Raw genomic sequence first — 23,144 nt, 5'->3', positions numbered from 1 at the left:
GGGCCCCAGGGAGCGACCCGCGAAACGCCCGCCCGCCTACGGGCGCGCGGCGCGCCAGGCGGAGGGCGACAGGCCCTCCTCGCGTTCGAAGGCCACGGTGAAGCTCGACGTGCGCGGGTATCCCACGGCGTGCGCCACCTCGGCCACGCCCAGGCTGCGCACCGCGAGGAGTTCCTTGGACCGTGCGATGCGGGCGCTCCGGACAAAGGACCCCACGCTCTGCCCCGTCGCGCACTGAAACGTCGCGCACAGGCGCGTGCGGCTCGTGAGCAGGTCGTGGGCGAGCACGTCCAGGGTGAGCGGCTCGCTCAGGTGCAGGGTGACGTAGTTCTTGACGCCGCGCACGACGAGCGCCCGCTCGTGCGTGCCCGCCGCCCGCTCGGCGCGCTCGCACTCCTCGCGCCAGGCCAGCACGCCAAGGAGGGCGCGATCGACCTGCGCGTCGAGTGTGCGCCCGCGCGCGAGCCTCCCCCCGAAGAGCGGCATGACGGCGTCTATCGACGAGCCCACGGACGAGGCGCACCCGTCCGCGCAGACCAGTCCGGGCTCTTCGACGAGCGCGCGGGCCGCACGCCGCTCGTGCGCGTCCAGGCGATTGAGGCGCGAAGGGAGAAACACGACCGAGGAGGAGTCGTGGCGCGAGCCGGCGCGCAGCCACGTGGTGGTCTCGCCGCTCCTCTGGCCGAAGACCGCCAGGCACCGCGGCGCACCCACGACCTTCTCGACCGGGGCGACGGGACACAGGGCGAGGCTGTCGGCTGACAGGGAGCTGATGCACAGGCTGTCGACGCCCCTCTCGTACAGGGGCAGGTCGCGGCGCACGAGAATCCGGTGCGCCTCGACCACGCAGTCCTTTCCGAGCCGGTAGACGCACATCGAGGCGCGCGCCGCGTCGCTGTCGACCTGGCCCACGAGGGCCTCCCCGCAGGGGGCGAGCTCGATGCCGAACTGCTCGACCTGGGGCAGATAGAGCGTCTCAAGATCCGTGAGCGTCTCTGTGTACCGCATGGTTGCGCGCGCGACGCCTTTCGTTTCGAATTCGTCCCGTTGGGACGCCGGCCTGGCTCCCCCCGCTCGTCCCCATGATAAGTTAGGGGATGGTAACTAACAAGCCAAAGGAGGACCCATGGCAAAAGAACCGCCGGAGGGGCGGGGCGCCTCGAGCTCCCCGAACGGGCGGAGCGCCATCGCTCAGCTGCTCGCCTTCTCGGGCAGGAGACGCGTGCTCACCTATCTGGGCTGCGCCCTCTCGGCCGTCTCCATGCTCGTGAGCTTTGTCCCCTACGTCTGCATCTGGCTCGTGGCACGCGACCTCATCGCCGTCGCTCCCCGCTGGGAGGAGGCGACGAGCATCGCCGGATACGGCTGGGTGGCGCTGGGCTTCTCGGCCCTCTCGATCGTCATCTACTTCGGGGCGCTCATGTGCACGCACCTCTCGGCGTTTCGCTGCGCCTCGAACATGCGCAAGGCAGCGACCGAGCACCTCATGCACACCTCGCTCGGCTACTTCGACAGCCACGCCTCCGGCGCGCTCAGGCGCGTGGTGGACGGCTGCGCCGCGGAGACCGAGGGGCTCCTCGCTCACAAGCTGCCCGACACGGCCGGCTCCGTCGCCATGGTCGTGGGCATGCTCGTGCTGTTCTTCGTCTTCGACTGGCGTCTCGGACTGGCGTGCCTCGCGGCCGTGGTCGTCTCGCTCGCGTGCTTCGCCAAGATGATGGGCGGGCGCGGCATGGACTTCATGTCGCGCTACATGGGCTCCCTCGTCAAGATGAACAAGACGGGCACCGAGTACGTGCGCGGCATTCCCGTGGTCAAGGTCTTCCAGCAGACGGTCCATTCGTTCAAGGCCTTTTACGACGCCATCCAGGAGTTCACGGAGCTCGCACAGGACTACGCGGTCAAGTGGTGCCAGGTGCCACAGTCGCTCTCGCTCACGGTCATCAACGGCGTGGCCGCCTTTCTGGCCCCCGTCGTGATCCTGCTCGCGCCCGGCGAGGCTGACTTCGCGCGCTTCCTCACCAACTTCGCGTTCTACGCGATCTTCTCGGCGATCGTCCCGACGGCCATGACGCGCGTGATGTTCATCTCCGACGCCCTCCAGACGGCCCAGGACTCCGTGGCGCGCGTGAGCGAGGTGCTCGCGGCGCCCGTCATCGAGGCGCCGGCACACCCGCAGAGGCTCGCCGACAACGCCATCTCCTTCGACGACGTGACGTTTGCCTACGAAGGTGGCGACCAGGCGGCGCTCAGCAACGTGAGCTTCGAGGTCCCTGCCGGCGCCACGGTGGCGCTCGTGGGCCCCTCGGGTGGGGGCAAGTCCACGGCGGCCTCCCTCGTGCCGCGCTTCTGGGACGTCGACGCCGGCTCCGTGCGCGTGGGCGGCGTGGACGTGCGCGCCATGGACCCCGCCGACCTCATGGACCACGTGGCCTTCGTCTTCCAGGCCAACCGCCTCTTCAAGCAGAGCATCCTCGAGAACGTGCGGGCGGCGCGTCCGAGCGCCTCGAAGGACGAGGTCCTGGCCGCGCTCGAGGCCGCTCGGTGCGCCGACATCGTCGAGAAGCTCCCCCACGGCATCGACACCGTGGTGGGCGCCGACGGCGTCTACCTCTCGGGCGGCGAGGTGCAGCGCCTCATGATCGCCCGCGCCGTCCTCAAGAACGCGCCGATCGTGGTGCTCGACGAGGCCACGGCCTTCGCCGACCCCGAGAACGAGGCGCGCATCCAGCAGGCCTTCAGGCGCCTCGCCACGGACGCCGACGGACGCCCGCGCACGGTCCTCATGATCGCCCACCGCCTCTCCACCGTAGTGCGCGCCGACAAGATCGTGGTGCTCGACCACGGCCGAGTGGCCGAGCAGGGAACCCACGACGAGCTTCTGGGCGCCGGCGGGCTCTACGCACGGATGTGGGCCGACTACGAGCAGGCCGTGAGCTGGAAGATCTCGAGTACCTCAGGGGAGGTGGCGTAATGCTGAAGGAGAAGTACGGGCTCACTGACGACGGCGCGCGAAACGTCAAGCTGGGCACCGTGTGGACGGCCGTCTCCAACCTTGCGACCTTTGGCGGGGTGGGCGTGTTCTACCTGCTCATGCAGGAGCTCATGGCCCACCTGAGCGAGGGGACGGCGCTGCCGAGCCTCGCGCCGTACGCACTGGGCCTCATTGCGTTCATCGTGATCCTGTTCATCACCGAGTACTACGCGTACTACTACCAGTACGGGGTCATCTACGTGGAGAGCGGCCGGCAGCGCATCGGCCTGGCCGAGCGCCTGCGCAAGCTGCCGCTCTCCTTCTTTGGCCGACGCGACCTCGCCGACCTCACCGAGACCATCATGGGCGACGTCAAGACCATCGAGCACGCCTACAGCCACGTGCTGCCCGAGCTCTACGGCGCCTACGTCACGCTGGCCGTGGCCGCCGTGGGGCTCTTCGCCTTCGACTGGCGTCCCGCGCTCGCGTCTCTGTGGAGCTGCCCGGTGGGCCTCGCGCTGCTGTTCGGCGCGCGTCACTTCCTCGCCCCCCTCTCCCGAGCCACGCGTCTGGGCAACCTCGCGGTCTCCGACGACATCCAGGAGGCCCTCGAGTGCGTCCGCGAGGTGCGCGCCACCAACCAGGAGGAGCGCTACCTCGACGGCATCCGCTCCGACATCGACGCGGCGGAGCGCACGACCGTCAAGGGCGAGCTCGCCAACGGCCTGTGCGTGAACGGCGCGCAGATCGTGCTTCGCCTGAGCCTTGCGACCACCGTCCTGGTGGGCGCAGCTCTCGTCTTGCAGGGGAGCTGTGACTTCATCACGCTCTTCTGCTTCCTGCTCGTGGTCTCGCGCATCTACGCCCCCTTCGACCAGTGCCTCATGCTCATCGCCGAGCTCTTCTCCGCCCAGACGGCCTCCGCGCGCATGCGCTCCTTCTACGAGGAGCCGCTCGCCGGAGGAGGCAAGGCGTTCGACCCCTCTGGCCATGACGTGGTCTTCGACGACGTGAGCTTCTCCTATGGGGGCGCGAGCGGCGAGAAGGTCCTCGACCGCGTGAGCTTCACCGCAAAGGAGGGCGAGGTCACGGCTCTGGTGGGGCCCTCGGGCTCCGGCAAGTCCACCTGCTCCAAACTCGCGGCGCGCTTCTGGGACGTCACGTCCGGACAGGTGCGCGTGGGTGGCGTGGACGTGGCGGGCGTAGACCCCGAGGTCCTGCTCGGCGACTACGCCGTGGTCTTCCAGGACGTGCTGCTCTTCGACGACACGGTGATGGGAAACATCCGTCTGGGTCGGCGAGGTGCCACCGACGAGGAGGTCCTTGCCGCTGCGGCGGCCGCCAACTGCGACGAGTTCGTGGGTCGCATGGCCGGCGGCTACCAGACCATGATTGGCGAGAACGGCTCCAAGCTCTCCGGCGGGGAGCGCCAGAGGATCTCCATCGCCCGGGCCCTGCTCAAGGACGCGCCGATCGTCCTTCTCGACGAGGCCACGGCATCTCTTGACGTGGAGAACGAGACGCAGGTCCAGAAGGCGCTGAGCCGCCTCCTGACCGGAAAGACCGTCATCGTGATCGCCCACCGCATGCGCACGGTGGAGAGCGCCGACAAGGTCGTGGTCCTCGTCGACGGGAGGGTGGCCGAGCAGGGCGCGCCCTGCGAGCTCCTGGCCACGGGCGGTGAGTTCGCCCGCATGGTCGAGCTGCAGCGCGAGAGCGCGAGCTGGGCGCTGTAGGTACGCAGGCGGTGCCGCGGGGGCCTTTCACCGCTGCGACGTCTTCACGTGGCACCTTCACCGGCGCTCAAGAACACGGAGCTGTGGCACAAAACGCGACTTTCTCGCCTGCCACAGCTCCGTCTTCTTGAGCAGGGTGTGGACGCAGGGCGTGCGGTCCCTCCTAGAACGGCAGCAGAAACCAGGACGCCACCTCCTCGGGCGAGCGGGCGGGGTCCTTGACCAGCCACCAGGAGACCGCCTCGCAAAACGAGCTCACGAGCAGGTCAACCACGAAGTCACGCGGCTGTGAGCTCGGGCGCACCGGCAGGTCACTCTCGAACAGCTCGGCAAGCTGCTCGCTGAAGGAGGCCGTGTAGTGTGGCTCGCGCTCCACGACCAGCTTGCCGCAAATGCCCCCATGGTCGTCGCGCAGATGGTAGAGGAGATGGGCGAGCTTGCCCTCGAGCGTGGCCGTGCGCAAATCGTGGTGAGTCTCGCAGCTCTTGTTGACCCCCTTGAATATGTGGGCGAACATCTCGTCGCACATGCTCTCGAGCAGGGCGTCCTTTGTCTCATAGTGGGCGTAGAACGTGCTGCGCCCTATGTCGGCGCGTTCGATGATCTGCGAGACCGTGACCGCGTCATAGCGTTCCTGGCGCAGCAGGTCCTCGAACGCGTCGCAGATCGCCCGACGGGTCTTGCGCTGCCGTCTGTCCATGAGCCTGCATCCCCTTTCGCACACTTTCTCGCAAGCGTTCGCTATGGTGCAGCTTGACGTGGTTGACTCTTCTTATTTCGAACATCATAGCCTATACCGAACATAGTGTTCAGAATCGGAATCCGAAGAGATGAGTCCCCGTGGCACACCCCACGTACGCGCTTCCCCCCAGCCTCGACGCGCTCTTTGACCACGTCGAGCGCCTTCTCGCCCTGGGCGGCACCCGCAAGGACGTCACCCTGCTCGTCGTCTCCGCCCTCGCCCTCGTCGCAAGCCTCTCCCTGGGCGGTCGCATGGCCCCTGACCCCGCATGGATTGCCATCCTGCTGTGCGGAGTCCCCATTGCCCTGCATGCCACGATCGCACTTGTCACGAGGCTCGACGTCAGGGCAGACCTGCTCGTCACGATCGCGCTCCTCTCGTCTCTTGCCATCGGGCAGTACTTTGCCGCCGGCGAGGTCGCCCTCATCATGCAGCTCGGCGGACTGCTCGAGGACCTCACGGTGGCCCGCGCGCACCGGGGCATCGAGCGGCTCGTCCAGATGACCCCACGCACCGCGCGTGCCCTGGACGGGGACGGCGTGGAGCAGACAATCGAGGCGGACGACGTGCGCGCTGGTCAAACGGTACGTGTGCTGCCCGGGGAGGCCATTCCCGTCGACGGGCTCATCCTCCGGGGGCAGACGAGCGTGGACGAGAGCCTCGTGACCGGCGAGCCCCTGCCGCAGGACAAGAGTACGGGCGACGAGGTGTCATCGGGGACCACCAACCAGTTCGGCGTCATCGAGGTCCGGGCCACACGGGTCGGCGAGGACGGCTCAATCCAACGCATGGCGCGCCTCGTCCAGAGCGCCGATGCCAACAAGGCACAGATCGTGCACCTCGCCGACCGCTGGGCCACCTGGATCGTCGTCGGGGCGCTCGGCGCCGCCGCCGCCGTCTGGCTCCTGACCAGCGAGCCCCTGCGCGCGGTCACCGTCCTGGTCGTGTTCTGCCCGTGCTCCCTCGTGCTCGCCACGCCCACCGCCGTCATGGCGGCCATAGGCAACGCGACACGCCACGGCTTCCTCGTCAAGGAGGGCGGGGCCCTCGAGCGGCTCGCCCTCGTGAGAAAGGTGGTCTTTGACAAGACGGGCACCCTCACCGAGGGCCGCCCGCGCGTCTCGGCCGTCGTGGCACTCCCAGCTAGCGGCCTGTCTCGCGATGAGCTGTACGCGCTCGTCGCAGGCGCCGAGCTCCGCAGCGAGCACCCCCTCGGACGGGCGATCGTCGCGTGCGCGGCCGAGGAGCACGTCGACGTCCGGGAGCCGGAAGACTTCCACATGCGGCCCGGCCACGGGGTCGAGGCGACGCTCGAGGACCATAGGGTCCTCGCGGGAAGCCAGGCGATGATGGAGGCCCAGGGGCTCGACAAGGACGTCTGGTCCGAGGCGGCCCCCGACACCCTCGCGCACGATGGAGCCACCCTCGTCTACGTCTCCGTCGACAAACACGCCGCAGGGGTCATCGCCCTCAGCGACACGATTCGCGCCACCGCGCGCCCGACGCTCGCCCACCTCGCCCACGAGGGCATGGGCAGCGTCCTTCTGACGGGAGACGGCCCCGCTGCGGCAGCGGCAATCGCAAGCCAGGCCGGGACCGAGGAGTTCGCCTGCTCCTGCAGGCCGGAGGACAAGCTCACCTACATCGAGGAGCGCGAGCGCGCGGGTGAGTTCGTGTGCATGGTCGGGGACGGTATCAACGACGCGCCGGCGCTGCGCCGTTCCTACGTGGGCGTCGCGATGGGCGGAGTCGGTAGCGACGTGGCGGTCGACGCGGCCGATATCGTGATGATAAGCGACAAGATCGAGGAGCTCCCCCACCTCGTCGCGCTCTCATGCCACATGATGCGCGTCATCAAGGCCAACCTGACGCTCTCGATGACGCTCAACGCAGTCGCAATCGTTCTCGCGTTTCTGGCCGTCCTCGACCCGATCTCGGGCGCGCTCGTGCACAACTGCGGCAGTGTCCTTGTGATCGTGAACTCGTCGCTTCTGCTCGGCTGGGAGCGCGACGCCGCATAAGGCGCAGATGAGGGAGCTCGCCGGGCCTGCCGCAGGCCGAAAGGGGGCTTGTCACGAACCGCCTCTTGACAGCCTATAGGAGCGTCAGCTTTTGCCAGACCCCCCCCGAGTAGCGAGAAACCGCGCGAGCGCCTGATCTGCAGGTTTGCTGGCAAGAAGGCTCCTCATACTTGGCGCGACTCGAAAAACTGCTGACAAGCCCCCAACGGGGCAAAACCGCTCCCCTCGCGCAGGCTTACAAGAGCCCAAACCCGTGTGCAGGAGGAACCTAGGAGAAAAGGCGCGCCGCCAGCAAGGACTGGCGGCGCGCTGACAAGCTCAGGAGAAACCTGTCTGCCGATAAGACCCTAGGCAGCGCTCTCAGAGAGGTCGGAGAGAATCTTGTCATCCTTCTTGTCCCACTTGGGCGTGGGGCGGAAGAGCTGGAAGAGCATGGCCGCCAAGAACACGAAGGCCACGACGGTCCACATGCCAAAGCTGCCCAGGACGAAGAGCTCCCAGAGCTGATGGATGATCAGGCCCACGACCCAGGCGAACCCGCACTGGTAACCAATGGCGAACCAGAACCACTTGGGGTCGTCCATCTGCCTGCGAATCGTACCGATGGCCGCAAAGCAGGGGGCGTCGAGCATGTTGAAGGCTACGAACGCGCACATGGCACCGATGTGCATGAGACCCGAGGCGTCGGTGAACATGCCCGCGAAACCCTGCCACATGGAGACCGAGTTCTCGGTCGCGCCACCGAGGCCGTACAAAACGCCAAAGGTGGAGACCAGGTTCTCCTTGGCGATGAGGGCCGAGATCGAAGAGGCTGCGGCCTGCCAGGAGTCAAAGCCGAGCGGGATGAAGATCACGCCGATGCCCGAACCAATCCCCTTGAGGATAGAGTACTCCATGAGGTCCTCGGGCGCGGCCTCCATGCCCGGCAGGTAGCCAAAGGCCCCGGAGCCGCCCTCCCAGCCGGCGAGACCAAAGTTGGAGAGGAACCAGATGCCCACGGCGGCGGCGAAGATGATCGTGCCCGCCTTCTTGATGTAGGCGGAGACGCGCTCCCAGACGTGGAGCCACCACGACTTGATGGTCGGGAAGTGGTAGTTGGGGAGCTCCATGACGAACGGGGCGGGCTCGCCGGCGAACATCTTGGTCTTCTTGAGCATGACGGCCGAGACTATGATCGCGGCAATGCCGAGGAAGTAGAACATCGGGGCAACCCACCAGGCGTTGGAGCCACCGATGAGGACGCCCATGACGAGGGCGATGATCGGGGTCTTTGCACCACAGGGAATCATCGTGGTGAGCATGGCCGTCATGCGACGGTCCTTCTCGTTCTCGATGGTCTTGGTCGCCAGGACCCCCGGGACGCCGCAGCCGGAGCTGATCAGCATCGGGATGAATGACTTGCCGGACAGGCCGAAGCGGCGGAACACGCGGTCCATCACAAAGGCGACACGGCTCATGTAGCCGCAGTCCTCCAGGAAGCACAGGAGCACGAAGAGCACGAACATCTGGGGGATGAAGCCGAGCACCGAGCCCACGCCGCCGATGATGCCGTCGACGATGAGCGAGATGACCATCGCCGATGCGCCAGCGGCCTCGAGCCAGCCGGTGACGGCCGTGGGAATGGAGGGTACGAAGCCGTCGTAGGAAGCCGGGTCGGGGGCCTCCTCGGTCGCAGCCACCGCAGCCGAGAAGTCGTCGGCCGTCACCGTGTCGATGACCTGGAGCTGCTGGCCGTCAGCAAGGACGGGCTCGTCATCTGCGGTGACGCTCGTGATGGGCTCGTCGTCGGTGTCCAGGAAGTTGCCGTCGGAGTCGTGGACGGCGACGTCCGTGGCCACGACACCCTTGGCCTCGGCTGCGGCGGCGAAGTCGTTGACCACGACCTGGGCCTCGGCATCCTCGGGGTCCTCGGCGAGGGCCGCGGCGGCGTCCGAGACGCCATCAACGTCAACGCCCCCGGCCTCGGCGGCCAGGACGAACCCGTCGATCTGGTCGCTGTAGTGGCCGGCGTCATAGTCCTCCTGGTCGGCCTCGTAGGTCGCCTGGGAGGCGCCGTTCGTGAAGAAGCCGTCCGCGAAGAGGTTGTCGTTGACCCAGTCGGTGCCGGCCGTGCCCACGCTGGAAATGGCTATGAAGTACACGAGGAACATCACCGCCGCAAAGATCGGCAGGCCCAAGACGCGGTTAGTGACGACCTTGTCAATCTTCTCGGAGACGCTGAGCCTCTTGGGAGCTTTCTTGACGCAGGCCTCCATCGTCTCTGCGATCCAGTCGTAGCGATCGGAGGTGATGAGGGACTCGGCGTCGTCGCCGCGCTTCTTCTCGACGGACTTGATGACGGGCTCGATGGCCGCCGTCTGGTCCTTGGTGAGGTGCAGGGGCCTGATGGCCTCGGTATCGCGCTCGAAGACCTTGACGGAGTACCAGCGCTCGAGGCTGGCGTCGCACGTTCCCGAGATGACGGCGGCGATGCGGGCGAGCGCGTTCTCGACCTCCGGTGAGAAGCACTTCGTGCCCGCAACGGGAACGCCCTTCGCCCCGGCGGACAGGGCCTTCCTCACGAGCTCGTCCAGGTTGTCGTTCTTGAGGGCCGAGACCTCCACCACGGGCACTCCGAGACGAGAGGACAGCGCTGCCGTGTCGACGACGTCACCGCGCTCCTTGAGCAGGTCGCACATGTTGAGGCCCACGACGACCGGACGGCCGGCCTCGAGGATCTGGGTCGTCAGATAGAGGTTGCGCTCGAGGTTGGTCACGTCGACGAGGTTGATGATCGCGTCGGGGCGCTCGTTGACCACGTAGTCGCGCGAGACGACCTCCTCGGGGGTGTACGGGGAGAGCGAGTAGATGCCGGGGAGGTCGACGAAGGTGACGGACTTGTCGACGCGCCAGGGTGCCTGCTTCTTCTCCACGGTGACGCCGGGCCAGTTGCCCACGTAGCCGTTGGAGCCCGTCAGCTCGTTGAAGAGGGTGGTCTTGCCGCAGTTTGGGTTGCCCGCAAGGCCGATGAACGTTTCTGCCATTTCTTACCTTTCCCTGTGCATGCAATTGCTACCGTTGGGATGCCATTAGTTAGCTTCAGGTAACTCGTAGGGCCCAATAAACGGGGCCACACAGACTCTGCGACCCCGTACTAGGCCTAGGCCACGACCTCGCCAGCGGTAACATCTCTGACCTCGACGTTGGCGGCCTCGTCCTTGCGAATCGAGAGCTCGTAGCCGCGCACCGTAAGCTCGATGGGATCGCCCAGGGGGGCCACCTTGCGCACGTAGACGCTAGTGCCCTTGGTGAGGCCCATGTCCATGATGCGGCGCTTGAGCGCACCGGTGCCCGTCAGCGCGGCAACCGTGCAGCTCTCCCCCACCCTCACGTCCTTCAGAGTTGCCATTCCGTACCCTTCTCTCCTTGCCGACGTTCGTCGGCAGCTCACAGAAACCCCTTTAACAAACCTCTCGGAAACGCGCTAGAGCGCGACCGTCACGTGATCGGCCATCGTGCGGTTAAGAGCCAGGCGGGCGCCCTTGACGTTCACGATGACATTGCCCCGAGCGCTCGAGATCACCCTGACCTCGGCCCCCTCCACGAAGCCGAGCTCGGCGAGGTGCTGGCGCAGCTCGGCGTCCCCCTTGACGCGAGCAACGTACACGATCTCATCCTCGCCAGCCAGGGCAAGCGGAAGTTGCGCCGTTGCAGCTGCGGCCATATGCTGCCTCCTCAAAAGTCAGTGCAGTCTAAGTTCACTATGAGTAATATAGGCCTAACTCGAGACGGCGCAACCCCCCACACGAAACAGTTCGCTTTCTGTAACTTTGGTGGATGCGTCGAGGAAACGTCACGCTTACGCGAGCGTGATGGAGTCGGCCCCCTCTATCAGGACGTTCGTGGAGAAGAAGGCGGAGATCGCGTCTATTCCCAGGGCCGCGTCATGGGCTCCAGTCGTCTCGTAAGCCGAGTGCATGGCGAGCTGGGGCATGCCCACGTCCACGGCGTGCATGCTCGCCTGGACGTTGGAGAGGTTTCCGAGGGTCCCGCCGCCGGCCATGTCGGAGCGGTTGGCAAAGGTCTGGTAGGGAACCCGCGCCGCGTCGAGAATCGCCACGAAGGCGGCACGGCTGAAGGCGTCCGTGCAGTAGTGCTGGTTGGCGGCCTCCTTGATCACGACCCCGCCGTTGAGCCGGCAGCGGTTTGCCTCGTCGTACTTCTCGGGGTGGTTGGGGTGCAGGGCATGCGCGTTGTCGCAGCTCACGAGCATCGACGCCGCAAGCGCGCGCTGCAGCTCCTCCGGCGTGCGGCCCAGTGCGGCGTTGGTGCGCGCGAGCGCGTCGCGCAGAAGGGTGGAGAGGGCCCCCTGCTTGGTGTTGGAGCCCACCTCCTCGTTGTCGAAGCAGGCGTAGACGCTGACGTCGTGGGGATTGTCGGCCGCGAGGAACGCTTCGAGCGCCACGTAGGCACACTCGAGGTCGTCGAGGTGCCCGGCCGAGACGAACTCGTCGGCCCAGCCCCAGACGCGCGGCTGCTCGTGGTTCACGAGGAAGAGGTCGCGGGCGAGCACGTCGACGGGGTCGACGCCCACCGAGGCAGCCACCATCTCGTCGAAGGAGCCCGCAGGCAGCGCCCCCGCCGAGAAGAGCGGGAAGAGGTCGACGGCGCGGCTGAGATGCGGCTCGAGGCCCGCCTCGCGGCCCAGGTGGATGGCCACGTTGGGGATGAGGGCCACGTCCTTCTCGATGTTGACCAGGCGGCTCCTCACGTGCGCGCCGTCGCGCACCAGAACGCGTCCGGCGATGCCGAGCGGTCGGTCGAGCCAGGTGTGGTCGATCATGCCGCCGTAGGCCTCCACGTCGAGGCGCAGGTACTCCTGGGGACCCGTGAGCTCGGGCACCGCCTTGACCTTGAACGTGGGCGAGTCACCGTGCGCGGCGGCGAGCTGGAAGTGATAGGCGTCGAGCTCGGAGCCCACCTTGAGGGCCACGACGCTCGAGTTGTTGCGGACGGTGTAGTAGCGCCCGCCAGTCTCCATCGACCAGGCCGAAGACTCGGGAAGATAGGTGAAGCCGGCCGCGTCGAGGGCGGCGCGGATGGTGGATGCGGTGTGGAACATGCTCGGACATGCGCGGACAAAGTCCACGAGGCCGGCGGCTGCCTGGGCGTCTTTCATGGGGTGCTCCTTTGAATGTGAGTTTTGTCGCCCCTAGACTACCATCAGGCGGCAGGCGGCTGCCTGGGCTGGCCCCGCGAGCGCAGCCCGTCCATTTCACCTAGAATGCTCGTTTGGGACCAGGGGCGACACGTCAGGGGAGGCGCATGGCGCAGGGCAGGCATAGTGCACAGGGGGGTGGCCCCCTCATGACGCGTCGGGGCGTGCTCGCCTGCGCGCTGGGCGCCCTGGGGCTCGCGGGCGCTGCCGGGTTCGGGATCTCCGGATGCGACGGTGACGTCGCGGACGGCTCACCTGCGCAGGACTCTTCCGCGGGGAGCGTCAGCGCCGCGCACCAGGCCGCTGTGAACGACGGAGACACCGTCTACTACGTGGCCTTCTCGTCCGGCTCCATCGTGCGCAGCGACCGGGCGGACTCCTCGCGCGAGGTCCTCTACACCAACGGCCAGGTCAATCACCTGGGCGTGCGCTACCTGGCGTGTGCCGACGACGAGGTGCTCTTCTGCGACGCCCCCACCGCGAGCATCCTGGCGGTGGGCACGGTGGGCGCAGGCGCGCAGAAGCGCACGGTCTGGGCCTCGGGATCGTCCACGAGGCTCCCCCTGCCGATCGTCATCGCCCAGGGGCGTCTCTACTTCAGCCTGCTCGAGAGCACGTCCATGGACTCGGAGCTCTGCTCGGTCGCCCTCGACGGGAGCGACCTCGTGACCCACTTCGCGCTTCCCGAAGGCTTCTACGCGCGCTACGTGGACGTGGGGGCCGGTCGCGTCTACTGCAGCGGCGTCAGTCTCGACGACGTGCGCCAGATCCGCTCGGTGACGCTCGAGGGGGCCGACGAGCTCGTGGTCTTCTCGCTCGACGGGGTCGCGAGCGAGAAGAGCGCGCTCAGCTGGCAGGTAGCCGACGGCCACGTCTACGTGGAGGCCCAAGACGACGTCGCCCTCACGAACCGCCTGGTGAGCGTGGCCGCCGACGGCACGGATGAGCAGCTCGTCCACGACTTCAGCTCGCAGAAGGTCGTCTTTGACCGCTCCGGGGACGACCTGTTCTTCGTGGACCGAGAGACGTTCGCGGTGCTCGTCAACACGGGGACGCAGAAGGACGGAACCCCGTCGATAGAGGCCCTGGCCACGGTGCCGCGTCGCACGTCCGCGACGGCCCTGGCCTTTGTCGAGGCGGGCGACGAGATAGTGTGGGTCACGACGGTCACCCCCGGCGCGGACAGCGCCAACGAGTACGTCACCTACCAGGTCACGCGCGAGGACGCAGCGGTGGTCGAGCTCTCCTAGCGGCGAGCGGCGCGCTATCGTGGAGCCGGGTCCTTGGATGGCGGGACCAAGTCCCTACAGCATGTTCCTCTCGGCGAACTCCGCCTGGACGGTGGCGAGCATGAGCTCCACGTCGTCGAGGCCCAGGTGCCGCTCCGACTCCCCCGCCTTGAGCGTGCCGCGCCGCTGGGCCCAGCTCTGCAGGGAGGCGGGCCGCGTCTCGTGCGGCAGGATGCGGACCTCGGGGTCCACGCGGCGGCAGACGTCGCGCGTGTCGATGGGCACGATGCGCCCGTCCTTGCGCGCCCCCGCATAGCCGTCGATGTGCAGCATGAACCAGGAGTCCTCGAAGGCCGCGTTGTGCGCCATGAAGGGATAGGCGCACAGCGTGGCGAGAAGCGCCTTCTGGACCTGCTTGTCCTCGCGGAAGGGCACCCTGCCCGCAAGGTCAGACCAGGTGATCTGGTGGATCTCCGTGAGGGGCACGCCCTTGGTGGCATACATCTCGGGCAGGCCGAAGTAGCCGACGAAGGGGTCGTGGGGCTTGGCCTTGGGGCCCACCGTCATGAACTCGAGGCCAACGTTGATGATGTAGCCGCGCGCCGGGTCGCGCTCGGTGGTCTCGATGTCTATGCCCACGACCATGCCCGAGACCGGGGCGTCCACCCAGGCCACGTTGAGGTCGCGCGCATCCGGGCCCGACAGGGCCGTGACCTGCGCCACGCTTCTGCGCTGGAGCACGGCGACCGCGCGGATGAGGTCGGCGGCGGGCAGGCCGCGCGCGAGGCTCGAGGGAGAGAGGCTGCGCAGGCGCTCGGTGCCGAAGCGGTCGCAGATGTCTCGGTTGCGGTCGGCGAGGTCGAGCACGAGCTCGTAGGGGAAGGGCTCCTTGCCCACCGGGGCGTCCATCCAGGCGGACCTGAGGACCCCGAGCGCCTCCTCGTTTCTGGAGCGCTCCGCGGACAGTGACGCGTCATCCGTGAGAAATCCCGGGAAGACGAAGGCGTTTGCGCACTCGATCGCTTGGCTGAGGTCCATGTTCCACGCTCTCACTCGCACGTGCAGGGGATCGCCGACCATTGCGTCGACAATCCCCTAGGCTAGCAGAACGCGGGCGGACGGCCGCTCCTACTCGGCGAGAAACACGCGCCCCTCACGGCGCGGCTCGGGCTCGGGGGCGTCTGCGGCATAGCCCAGGATACAGTGGCCGATGCCCTCGTAGTCACCGTCGACGCCCAGCTCGGAGAGAATGGCCTTGCCCTCGGGCGCGTCGAACTCCTCCTTGGCGCGATGGATCCAGCAGCTCCCCAGGCCAAGGGCGTGGGCGGCGAGCAGGAGGCTTCCCATCACGAGGCTGCCGTCGTAGACATGGGTGGACACGTTCTTGGGTGCGAGGACCACGAGCACGACCGGGGCGCCGTAGAACGGGTCCTCACCCTCGGGCGAGCCCATGATGAGCGCGTTCATGGCCGCGAGGCGGTCGCGCAGGTCCTTGTTGGTGACGGCCACAATGATGGGATCCTGCCGCCCCATGGCGCTCGCGGCCCACAGGCCCGCCTCCACGACCTGGTCGATCTTGTCGGCGCTCGGGACCTCAGACGTGTAGGCGCGCGAGCTGCGACGGCTCTTGAGTGCAGCGATGACCTCGTTCATGGCTTCTCCCTCGACGTGATGGATGCGATGGATGTGATGCCGTTATACCGCAACCTCACGAAGAAGGTCGGCGGGCTCCACGCCAAAGAAATGGGCGAGCGCGATGAGATTGGTGGTGGACGGCTCGGAGGCGCCCCATTCCCGCTTGGAGACCGCCTGGCGGCTGACCCCCAGCTCGTGGGCGACGAACTCCTGCGTCATGTGGGCGTCCGTGCGGCGGCGCACGATCACCTGCGCCAGCGAGGCGCGCAACTTTGCTGCTGCGGGTGTCTTCTCGACGAGCCTGCCTCATAGCACGGCTCTTCTCGCTCCAGGCATCATTGTGTGCCGAGCGGCAGGCTCGCGCAGAATGGCAGTCCCCTCCGCGGACTGGGGCAACTTCGTGATACAAAAGGGTTCTTCTCGACACGGGAACGACATGCCCGCTGGAAAAGCGTTGGGCCACCGTCGCGCATCGAGGCCACTCCCTCGCAGAAGCATCAAGAATGCACCCTAATCCTGGAGGGGTGGGCCGGGGCGTCGAGCGCGAGAAAAAACTTTTCCCTCTATTGACACTACCGTATATGTACAATATATACAGTTATATGACGCCACTAAGCTGAGGGGAGGAACCGTGGAGATCATCATCTCCAACTCGTCCGACAAGCCCATCTACGAGCAGATCGCCACGCAGGTGCGCACCGCCGTCATGACAGGCGCGCTCTCGGAGGGCGAGCGGCTGCCCTCGATTCGAGGCCTCGCCGCGCAGCTTCGCATCAGCGCTATCACCACCAAACGCGCCTACCAGGACCTGGAGGCACAGGGCCTCATCCACACGGTCCCCGGAAAGGGGTGCTTCGTCTCTGAGGCCAACGTCGAGCTCCTGCGCGAGGAGCGCCTGCGCATGGTGGAGGCGTCGCTCGCGCGCGCCGTGTCCGACGCGCGGGCCGCCGGCATCGGAGGCGACGAGCTTCGCGAAATGCTCGACCTACAACTACAACTGGAGGATCGATGAGACCAGAGACAGAAAGCGACCTGCGCGCCGTCGACGTGACCAAGCGCTACCCGGGCTTCTCGCTCGAGGGGGTGACGCTCGAGATACCGCGCGGCTTCGTCGTGGGCCTCGTGGGCCAAAACGGCGCCGGAAAGACCACCTTGATGCGGGCCCTCTTGGGCAGCGTCCGCGTCGATGCGGGGCACGTGGAGCTCTTTGGCCAGGACCTCTGCGCCCTCGGCGACCCCCAGCGCGCAGCCCTGCGCGCGCGGGTGGGCTACGTGGGCGCCATCTGCTCCTATCCGCCCACCATGACCGTGGCGCAGGTTGCCCACATGAGCGCGCTTGCGTTTCCCCGCTTCGACCGAGAGGTCTTCGAGGGGCTCTGCCGGCGTCTGGGCCTCACCGGGGGCGGAAAGGGGTCGCGCAGCGTCAAGGAGCTCTCGCGCGGCATGGGCATGAAGCTGCAGCTTTGCTGCGCCATGGCCGCGGGAAGCGACCTGCTCGTTCTGGACGAGCCCACGAGCGGCCTCGACCCGATCGTGCGCGACGAGGTGCTCGACGTCATCCGCGTGTGGATGGAGGCGGAGGGCCGAAGCGCCCTCATCTCGAGCCACATCACGAGCGACCTCGAGAAAATCGCCGATTACGTGGTCATGCTCGACGGCGGACGCGTAGCGCTCTCGTGCGCCCGCGACGTTATCGACGACGAGATGGGAATCGCCCACCTGCGCGGGGCCGAGCTCGAGCGCGTGCTCTCCGAGGGGCGCGTGGCCGCCCCCGGAGAGGCACGCGTCCTCAAACGTGACCTGAGCTTCGAGCTGCTCGTAAGCGACCGCACGGCGTTTGCTCGCGCCTACCCCGACTACGTCTGCGACCGAGCGACCATCGACGACGTGATGGCGCTCATGATCAAGGGAGAGGTGAGGTAGATGAGGGCCCTGCTGTACGCCGACTGGTGCGCCGTCCGCACGCGACGCTCCCTGCTGTTCCTGCTTGTCAGCCTTGCCACCTCGGTCCTCATTGCCCAGGGGACCTCCGAGGTCATCACCTCGCAGAACGCCTCCCTGCCCATCATCGCTTCCGCAGCTAGCTGTCTCACGATGTCCAGCTACTTCCTATTAACCGTGCTCTTTGGTGCCGACGAGCAGAACAGCTGGGAGGCGTACCGACTCGCCGCGCTGCCCGTAACGCCACGGCAGGTGGTTCGATCCCGCTACGCGTTCGTGGCCCTCTCCTACGGCGCCCTGCTCGCCCTGGCGGTGCCGTCGGCGACGATCTGTCTTGGCGCCGCGGAGATGATACGCGGACGCGTCCCCGCCATGCCCCTGCCCACGACGGACACGCTTCTCGCGCTCGCGCTGGTGGCCGGCGTGATCCTCGTGCTCGTCGCCGCGCAGATGGCGATCGTGTTCGCACTGGGCATGCAGCGCGCCCGCGTCGCCTTGCTTCTCCCCTACCTGGTGTTCTTTGGCGGATCTCCCTGGATGGGAGACGTTCTTGCCGGTCTTGGCGCACAGGCTCCCGGAGACGGCCCGATCGCGCTGCTCGCCATGGCCTGCGTGGCCGCAGGAGCCCTCTTCTACCTCGCCTGCATGCATGGGGCCCAGGCGCTCTACGCGCGCCGCGAGCTCTAGGGCCGCGGCCCCACGCTCCTACGCGAAGAGGCTCGTCTGCGCCAGGGTGCCCCTGATCTCCTCGCAGCTCACGTCGAGCGTGCCCAGGGACAGAAGGCAGATGGGCACCATCACGCGGTCCTTCTCGGCAATCGGTCGTGCGACCACCCGACCCGTGGGGCTCGCGAACTTGCCCCCCGCGATAAGCGCGAGGCCGCCCCTGCGCTCGAAGAAGTCGATGCTCTCACGCTCGCTCGTGAGCTCGACGAGCTCGGAGCTCATGCCCCGGTCGAGATAGGTCCGGCACACCGACTCGTTGAAGTGGTCGAAGTCGCGCGAGAAGACCACGGGGCAGGCGTTGATGTCCTCGAGCGTCAGCTCCGCCTTGAGCGCGAGGGAATTCGTGCCCGACATGAGCGCGTAGGGAGGCATCGTCCCCAGGGTGACGCAGGTGACGTCAGGCTCCCTGAGGGCACCGATCGTGACGAGCGCGTCCAGGCGGCGCGCCCTGAGGTTTTCGAGGCAGGTCCTCCCCGTTGTGAACGAGACGTCCACCGGTTGCCTCAGGATGTGCTCGGCGGTTGTCTTGATCAGCGCGAGGAAGCAATCGGTCCCCGGGAACCGGGGGCAACAGAAGCCCAGGCGAACCTGGTCTGCGCCCTCTGGGTCGCGTCCCCGGAGCTCACGAAGCGCGCGAGGTCGTCATAGCCCCTCACGACCGCGCGGGCGCGCGCGGCGAGGGCCTCCCCCAGCGCGGTCGCGTGGACCCCCGAGCTCGCGCGCTCGAACAGCGCGCCTCCGATCTCTCGCTCGAGCTCCGAGACGGCCTTGGAGACCGCCTGCACGGAGACGCCCTCCCGAGTCGCGGCCGCGGAGAAGCTCCCCTGGGAGAGCGTGGCCAGAACGTATCTGAGCTGCTTGACGTTCAACGACGGAGCCCCTCGCATGCGCATGGGTTACAAGACGCCCTGATGTTCTCATACCATGATGAAGTTTTACGGTGGGGATGCGGAAGGCCCCCGAGGGGCGGGGCGGGGAACTCACCCAACGAGAAGAAGCATACTCCAATAGGCCTCAATGAGGTAAAACAGGCTCATCGAAGAGACGAACACACGCTCTGAGATGCTCCGGACTGGACCCACGGAAATCTTGAAGGGCACGATGAGAGCCGAGCCAAAGACGACCCACTCGAGGATCAGGAGCAGGGTCTTGCTCGGCCTCCCTCGAGGCGCCAGAGGAGGTTGCGCATGACCGCCGGGGTCAGACCCAGGCAGATAACCTCCGCAATGAGGTTGAACCGAACCAACCTATCTGAGCGCTTGCGCTCCAGCGCCCTCGAGAGCAGGGGCATCGCAAGAAAGCCCAGGGCTACCGGCGCCAGAGCGACGACGGCTCCCCCCGCTGGACGAGATCCGACACGAGCGCGAGGGCCATGGTTGCCTCCGGGTTTCTCGGTAGCGCACCGACACGTTCTTGTCCCGCATGATTCTCCCCCGTACACAGCACCGGGGTCAAGCTCGGGCCCCCTCGGGGCCCTTCCCTACTCCACGCTCTTGAGCGCCTCGAGCATGTCCACGTGCCGCAGGCGGTAGACGACCACGAAGTACAGCACCACCGTGATGGCGGCAACGACCGCGGCCGGCACCGCGAACTCGATTGCCGAGAGGGCCGGGTTGAACATGACCTCGTCGGGCGGCACCACGACGAGGATGTACTCGTGCAGCGCCACGCCCAAGGCGTAGCCCGCCAGAAGGCCGAGCGCGGTGAGCGCGATCGTCTCGCGGTAGATGTACATGGTCGCCTCGTTGGTGTGAAAGCCCAGGACCTTGATCGTGGAGAGCTCGCGCATGCGCTCGGAGACGTTGAGGTTGGTGAGGTTGTACATGATGACGATCCCCAGCAGCGTGGCCACGACGATAAGGACGGTCATGATCATGTCGAGCGAGGTCACCACCGTGTTGATCTGATCCTCGAGTGCCGTGTTCTGGACCACGCCGCGCACGCCGGCGAGGTCCATGAAGTGTGCCGACTCGTCCTCGACGCTGGTCGTGGAGCCGTCACAGAGCCGCACGAGGTCCGCGTTCGACGAGAAGTCCGCGCCGTAGCAGGCCTCGTAGGCCTCGCGGCTCATGAACATGAAGTGGCCCATGTACATCTCGGTGATTCCCGCGACCGTGGTCGAGCGGGCTCCCCCGTCAGTGGCCGTGAAGTCGAGGGTATCTCCCACCTGGAGCCCCAAGAGGCTCGCCAGACGCTCCGAGATGACGGCGCCCTCGTCGGGCAGGGCGAGCGTCGCCCCGCTCGTGCGGTCGTTGAGCAGCACGTAGTCGCAGAGCGCGGCGTCGTCTTGGGGCACGAGCAGGGTGATGTCCTGGCGGTCCTGGTTGGCCCCGCCCTCACGCGAGACGCTCTCGTAGCGAACGGGCGCGTGAGCCGCGACCGCGTCGGATTCCAGGAGGTCGTCAACGTCTGTGAGCTGGGAGTCCGTGGCGGTCGGGGTACGAGCGACGATCATGTCGTAGTTCAGGAGCTCGTCGAACTGCCTGGTCCCCATCTTCGAGATCGAGTGCTGGACGCCGAAGCCGGCCACGAGCATGCACACGGCGCCGGCCACGCCGAGCACGGTCATGAGCATGCGCTGCTTGTAGCGAAAGAGGTTTCTCGCCGTGACCTTGTGGGTGAACGACATCCGCCGCCAGACGGGCGTGAGGCGCTCGAGAAAGATCTTGGAGCCCCCGCGCGGCGGCTTGGGCAGCAGGAGCTCGGCGGGTCGGGCCAGGAGCTCGCGCTTGACCGCCACGAAGGCGGGCAAAACCGAGCAGACCGCCGCCAGGGCCAGGGCGATCGCGGTGATGCCGGGATAGAAGCCCAGCTGGATGGGAGGCAGGGTGAAGGCGTGGCCGTAGGCCGTGTAGACGATCCAGGGCATCAGGGTGTGGCCGGCCACGATGCCCAGGGCCGCGCCGGCGCCCCCGGCGAGGGCCCCGTAGAGCACGAACTTCTTGGCGATGTCCGCGTCCGAGTAGCCGAGCGCCTTCAGGGTCCCCGAGTTGACGCGCTCCTCGTCGACCATGCGCGTCATCGTGGAGAGCGTGACGAGGGCGGCCACCAGGTACAGAAGGACGGGAAAGACGCGGGCAAGCGAGTCCACGATCTGGGAGATGGTGTCATAGGTCGCGTAGGCCTGCGAGCCCGGCGCCTCGCGGCGCGTGTCCGTCTCGTAGGAGGGCATGGTGAGGCGCTCCAGACGCGCGCGGGCGGCGGCAAGCTCGGCGGCGGCGTCGGTGATCTGGGACTGGGCGTCGGGCAGGGCCTCGTTGAAGGCGTCGAGGTTGTCCTCGTACTCCCGGCGTCCGGCGTCGAGCTGGGACTGGGCGTCTAGGATCTGGTCGCTCGCAGCTGAGAGCTGCTGGCGGTAGGAGGCCAGCGCGGTCTGGTAGGCCGTGACGCCGTCCTGGTAGTCGGCGTAGTTCTGGGCGTAGGTCTCCTCGCCGGCGTCGTAGGCCACGCGGGCGTCGGCGAGCTCGGAGGACTTCTGGGAGAGCGTGGCTGCCGCCGCGTCGTAGGCCGCGTGGGCCTGTGCCAGCTGCTGGGCAAGGTCGTCTCTGGAGCCGGCGAAGGCCGCGAGCTGGTCGTAGCTGGCCTTGAGCTCGTCGAGCTGGGCGAGCTGGTCTTGGCGCTGGGTCCAGGCCGCGAGCTGCGTGGTGGCCTCGTCGTCCGTGGGGTCGGCGGCGACGGCCGCCTGCCAGTGGTCCACCTGGGCGGGAATCTGGTCGCGCACGGCGTCGAGCTGGGCCCACGCGCCCTGACTGGCCTGCCATCCCGCGCTCACCGACTCCCACCCCTGCTCATACGCGGCGGCCGCCTGGTCGAAGGACGCCTGCTGGCCGTCGAGCCCCGCCTTCTGGGAGGCGAGCTCGGCCTGACCGTCCGCGAGCTGCCGCGCTCCCTCGTCGGTCTGGCCCTTCGAGGCGTCGAGCTGCGCGCGCGCCGAGGAGAGCTGGCCGGCGGCGGAGGCGAGGCGCTCGTGCGCGGCGTCGAGCTGAGCCTGCCCCGCGGACGCAGACGAGGCGAGCTCCTCCTTCGCGGCCGCGATCTGCGCCGCCGCGTCGTCCAGCTGCGCGGAGGCGTCGCTCAGCTGAGCGCTCGTGTCGTCAAGCCGGGCCTGGGCGTCGTCGAGCTGGGCCTGGGCGTCGTCGACCTCCTGCTGCCCGGAGGCCCTGACCTCGTCGAGGCGCTCCTGGGGGCGCGCGGCGAGAAGCCCCTGGAGCTCGTCCTTGTGCGCCTGGACGACGTCGCGATAGGCATCGGAGTAGGGGTCGAGCCCCGCGGCGTCCGAGAAGCGCAGGCGGGCCAGAGTGTAGACGTCCGCGTCAAAGACCCCCTGGTCCACCACGGCGTAGCCCGCGAGCGAGCCCGCGCCCGCCGTCGACTGCCCCATGTTCACGAACGAGAGGATCTCGGGCGAGTCGACGTAGCCCACCACGGTGAACGCGTTTCTCGTGAGCGACGTCGCGTCGGACAGGGCGTCGGCCTTCTCGGTGACGCCGAACGTGTCACCGAGGGCGAACGTGCCGGCCAGGTTCGAGTCGAGCGCGATCTCGTCGTCCGTCTCGGGCATGCGGCCGCCCACGAGCTCGAGCCGTGAGACGTCCGCAGGCGCCGACATCACGCGCACCGCCTGGGTGGTCCCGTCCACGGTCACGTCCTTGAAGGAGCCGTACTCGATGGCGGAGGCGCCCGTCACCCCGTCGATCGCGGCGACGTCGTCTGAGGTGAGGCCGTAGTCGGAGATGACCGTGAGGTCGGCCAGGTCATGCGCGGCGAAGTAGGCCGCGCCCGTGGCGCGCATGTCGGGACCGGTCACGAAGAGGCCCACGAGCGCGAACGAGCCCAGGGCCATAAGCAGGAGGATGGACGCGAAGCGCCCCTTGGAGTGGGCGATCGAGCGGCGAAAGTCCTTGACGAGCGCCGTCTTGCGCTGTCCCTGGCTGCCTGCCACG

The 23,144-nt window shown here is 67.4% G+C and carries 19 protein-coding genes; 7 read left to right on the top strand and 12 right to left on the bottom strand.

Going from position 1 to position 23,144, the window contains the following annotated elements; genetic code table 11:
- Positions 1–36: 36 nt before the first annotated feature.
- Positions 37–1,008, bottom strand: a complete 972-nt coding sequence (locus tag INP52_RS03070; protein WP_194372307.1) for a helix-turn-helix transcriptional regulator — start codon at positions 1,006–1,008, stop codon at positions 37–39.
- Positions 1,009–1,126: 118 nt separating this feature from the next.
- Between INP52_RS03070 and INP52_RS03065 the strand changes: the two genes are divergently transcribed.
- Together INP52_RS03065 and INP52_RS03060 are read left to right on the top strand one after the other, a co-directional pair.
- Positions 1,127–2,974, top strand: coding sequence for an ABC transporter ATP-binding protein (locus tag INP52_RS03065; protein WP_194372305.1), 1,848 nt, complete (start codon positions 1,127–1,129; stop codon positions 2,972–2,974).
- Positions 2,974–4,710 (top strand): ABC transporter ATP-binding protein, encoded by a 1,737-nt coding sequence (locus INP52_RS03060; RefSeq protein ID WP_194372303.1) that lies wholly within the window; start codon positions 2,974–2,976, stop codon positions 4,708–4,710. The genes INP52_RS03065 and INP52_RS03060 overlap by 1 nt, the downstream gene beginning before the upstream one ends.
- Positions 4,711–4,873: 163 nt before the next feature.
- On the opposite strand, the gene INP52_RS03055 is transcribed toward INP52_RS03060, so the two are convergent.
- The gene (locus INP52_RS03055) at positions 4,874–5,410 is read right to left on the bottom strand and encodes a TetR/AcrR family transcriptional regulator (RefSeq protein ID WP_194372301.1); all 537 of its coding nucleotides are present in this window, start codon (positions 5,408–5,410) and stop codon (positions 4,874–4,876) included.
- A 140-nt stretch (positions 5,411–5,550) separates the two neighbouring features.
- Here INP52_RS03055 and INP52_RS03050 point away from each other — a divergent pair, with 140 nt between their 5' ends.
- Positions 5,551–7,473, top strand: coding sequence for a heavy metal translocating P-type ATPase (locus INP52_RS03050; RefSeq protein ID WP_194372299.1), 1,923 nt, complete (start codon positions 5,551–5,553; stop codon positions 7,471–7,473).
- Between the two features lie 347 nt (positions 7,474–7,820).
- On the opposite strand, the gene INP52_RS03045 is transcribed toward INP52_RS03050, so the two are convergent.
- From INP52_RS03045 to INP52_RS03030, 4 genes are all read right to left on the bottom strand, one after another.
- Positions 7,821–10,496, bottom strand: a complete 2,676-nt coding sequence (locus INP52_RS03045; protein ID WP_194372297.1) for a ferrous iron transporter B — start codon at positions 10,494–10,496, stop codon at positions 7,821–7,823.
- Between the two features lie 116 nt (positions 10,497–10,612).
- Positions 10,613–10,861: a FeoA family protein gene (locus tag INP52_RS03040; protein WP_194372295.1), complete on the bottom strand. Its 249-nt coding sequence runs from the start codon at positions 10,859–10,861 to the stop codon at positions 10,613–10,615.
- Positions 10,862–10,936: 75 nt separating this feature from the next.
- Positions 10,937–11,176, bottom strand: a complete 240-nt coding sequence (locus INP52_RS03035) for a FeoA family protein (protein ID WP_194372293.1) — start codon at positions 11,174–11,176, stop codon at positions 10,937–10,939.
- A 135-nt stretch (positions 11,177–11,311) separates the two neighbouring features.
- Positions 11,312–12,631 carry a M18 family aminopeptidase gene (locus INP52_RS03030; RefSeq protein ID WP_194372291.1) on the bottom strand — a complete coding sequence of 440 codons (1,320 nt, stop codon included), beginning with the start codon at positions 12,629–12,631 and terminating at the stop codon, positions 11,312–11,314.
- A 188-nt stretch (positions 12,632–12,819) separates the two neighbouring features.
- Between INP52_RS03030 and INP52_RS03025 the strand changes: the two genes are divergently transcribed.
- Positions 12,820–13,920 carry a hypothetical protein gene (locus INP52_RS03025; protein WP_194372289.1) on the top strand — a complete coding sequence of 367 codons (1,101 nt, stop codon included), beginning with the start codon at positions 12,820–12,822 and terminating at the stop codon, positions 13,918–13,920.
- A 54-nt stretch (positions 13,921–13,974) separates the two neighbouring features.
- Here INP52_RS03025 and INP52_RS03020 read toward each other — a convergent pair whose 3' ends face one another.
- The 3 genes from INP52_RS03020 to INP52_RS03010 form a co-directional block, all read right to left on the bottom strand.
- Positions 13,975–14,937, bottom strand: a complete 963-nt coding sequence (locus INP52_RS03020; RefSeq protein ID WP_194372287.1) for a 3'-5' exonuclease — start codon at positions 14,935–14,937, stop codon at positions 13,975–13,977.
- 90 nt (positions 14,938–15,027) lie between these two features.
- Positions 15,028–15,552, bottom strand: a complete 525-nt coding sequence (locus tag INP52_RS03015) for a nitroreductase family protein (protein WP_194372285.1) — start codon at positions 15,550–15,552, stop codon at positions 15,028–15,030.
- 42 nt (positions 15,553–15,594) lie between these two features.
- The gene (locus INP52_RS03010) at positions 15,595–15,804 is read right to left on the bottom strand and encodes a helix-turn-helix transcriptional regulator (protein ID WP_194372283.1); all 210 of its coding nucleotides are present in this window, start codon (positions 15,802–15,804) and stop codon (positions 15,595–15,597) included.
- 361 nt (positions 15,805–16,165) lie between these two features.
- Here INP52_RS03010 and INP52_RS03005 point away from each other — a divergent pair, with 361 nt between their 5' ends.
- Genes INP52_RS03005 through INP52_RS02995 form a run of 3 tightly spaced genes read left to right on the top strand, consistent with a single transcriptional unit; the run spans position 16,166 to position 18,162 of the window.
- Positions 16,166–16,546, top strand: coding sequence for a GntR family transcriptional regulator (locus tag INP52_RS03005; protein ID WP_194372281.1), 381 nt, complete (start codon positions 16,166–16,168; stop codon positions 16,544–16,546).
- Positions 16,543–17,457 carry an ABC transporter ATP-binding protein gene (locus tag INP52_RS03000; RefSeq protein ID WP_194372280.1) on the top strand — a complete coding sequence of 305 codons (915 nt, stop codon included), beginning with the start codon at positions 16,543–16,545 and terminating at the stop codon, positions 17,455–17,457. The genes INP52_RS03005 and INP52_RS03000 overlap by 4 nt, the downstream gene beginning before the upstream one ends.
- Positions 17,458–18,162, top strand: a complete 705-nt coding sequence (locus tag INP52_RS02995) for an ABC-2 transporter permease (RefSeq protein WP_194372279.1) — start codon at positions 17,458–17,460, stop codon at positions 18,160–18,162.
- A gap of 18 nt (positions 18,163–18,180) precedes the next feature.
- On the opposite strand, the gene INP52_RS02990 is transcribed toward INP52_RS02995, so the two are convergent.
- The 3 genes from INP52_RS02990 to INP52_RS02980 form a co-directional block, all read right to left on the bottom strand.
- Complete coding sequence (locus tag INP52_RS02990) at positions 18,181–18,732, bottom strand: LysR substrate-binding domain-containing protein (RefSeq protein ID WP_232364363.1); 552 nt, start codon at positions 18,730–18,732, stop codon at positions 18,181–18,183.
- A complete protein-coding gene (locus tag INP52_RS02985) occupies positions 18,732–19,070 on the bottom strand; it encodes a helix-turn-helix domain-containing protein (RefSeq protein ID WP_194372278.1) in 339 nt (112 codons plus the stop codon). Before INP52_RS02985 ends, INP52_RS02990 begins: the two co-directional genes overlap by 1 nt.
- A 611-nt stretch (positions 19,071–19,681) precedes the next feature.
- Complete coding sequence (locus INP52_RS02980; RefSeq protein WP_228478397.1) at positions 19,682–23,143, bottom strand: FtsX-like permease family protein; 3,462 nt, start codon at positions 23,141–23,143, stop codon at positions 19,682–19,684.
- Position 23,144 lies beyond the last annotated feature (1 nt).

Origin of the sequence: Thermophilibacter immobilis (assembly GCF_015277515.1) — a bacterium.
Classification (GTDB): domain Bacteria; phylum Actinomycetota; class Coriobacteriia; order Coriobacteriales; family Atopobiaceae; genus Thermophilibacter; species Thermophilibacter immobilis.
Note: the sequence above shows the minus strand (reverse complement) of the source record. Positions and strands in the feature narration are given on the sequence as shown.

Coding starts and splice junctions, on each gene's coding strand:
- INP52_RS03065 (WP_194372305.1), top strand. CDS start 1,127: ATGGCAAAAGAACCGCCGGAGGGGCGGGGCGCCTCGAGCTCCCCGAAC.
- INP52_RS03025 (WP_194372289.1), top strand. CDS start 12,820: ATGACGCGTCGGGGCGTGCTCGCCTGCGCGCTGGGCGCCCTGGGGCTC.
- INP52_RS03040 (WP_194372295.1), bottom strand. CDS start 10,861: ATGGCAACTCTGAAGGACGTGAGGGTGGGGGAGAGCTGCACGGTTGCC.
- INP52_RS03055 (WP_194372301.1), bottom strand. CDS start 5,410: ATGGACAGACGGCAGCGCAAGACCCGTCGGGCGATCTGCGACGCGTTC.
- INP52_RS03020 (WP_194372287.1), bottom strand. CDS start 14,937: ATGGACCTCAGCCAAGCGATCGAGTGCGCAAACGCCTTCGTCTTCCCG.
- INP52_RS03035 (WP_194372293.1), bottom strand. CDS start 11,176: ATGGCCGCAGCTGCAACGGCGCAACTTCCGCTTGCCCTGGCTGGCGAG.
- INP52_RS03070 (WP_194372307.1), bottom strand. CDS start 1,008: ATGCGGTACACAGAGACGCTCACGGATCTTGAGACGCTCTATCTGCCC.
- INP52_RS02995 (WP_194372279.1), top strand. CDS start 17,458: ATGAGGGCCCTGCTGTACGCCGACTGGTGCGCCGTCCGCACGCGACGC.
- INP52_RS03030 (WP_194372291.1), bottom strand. CDS start 12,631: ATGAAAGACGCCCAGGCAGCCGCCGGCCTCGTGGACTTTGTCCGCGCA.
- INP52_RS03015 (WP_194372285.1), bottom strand. CDS start 15,552: ATGAACGAGGTCATCGCTGCACTCAAGAGCCGTCGCAGCTCGCGCGCC.
- INP52_RS03000 (WP_194372280.1), top strand. CDS start 16,543: ATGAGACCAGAGACAGAAAGCGACCTGCGCGCCGTCGACGTGACCAAG.
- INP52_RS03060 (WP_194372303.1), top strand. CDS start 2,974: ATGCTGAAGGAGAAGTACGGGCTCACTGACGACGGCGCGCGAAACGTC.
- INP52_RS03045 (WP_194372297.1), bottom strand. CDS start 10,496: ATGGCAGAAACGTTCATCGGCCTTGCGGGCAACCCAAACTGCGGCAAG.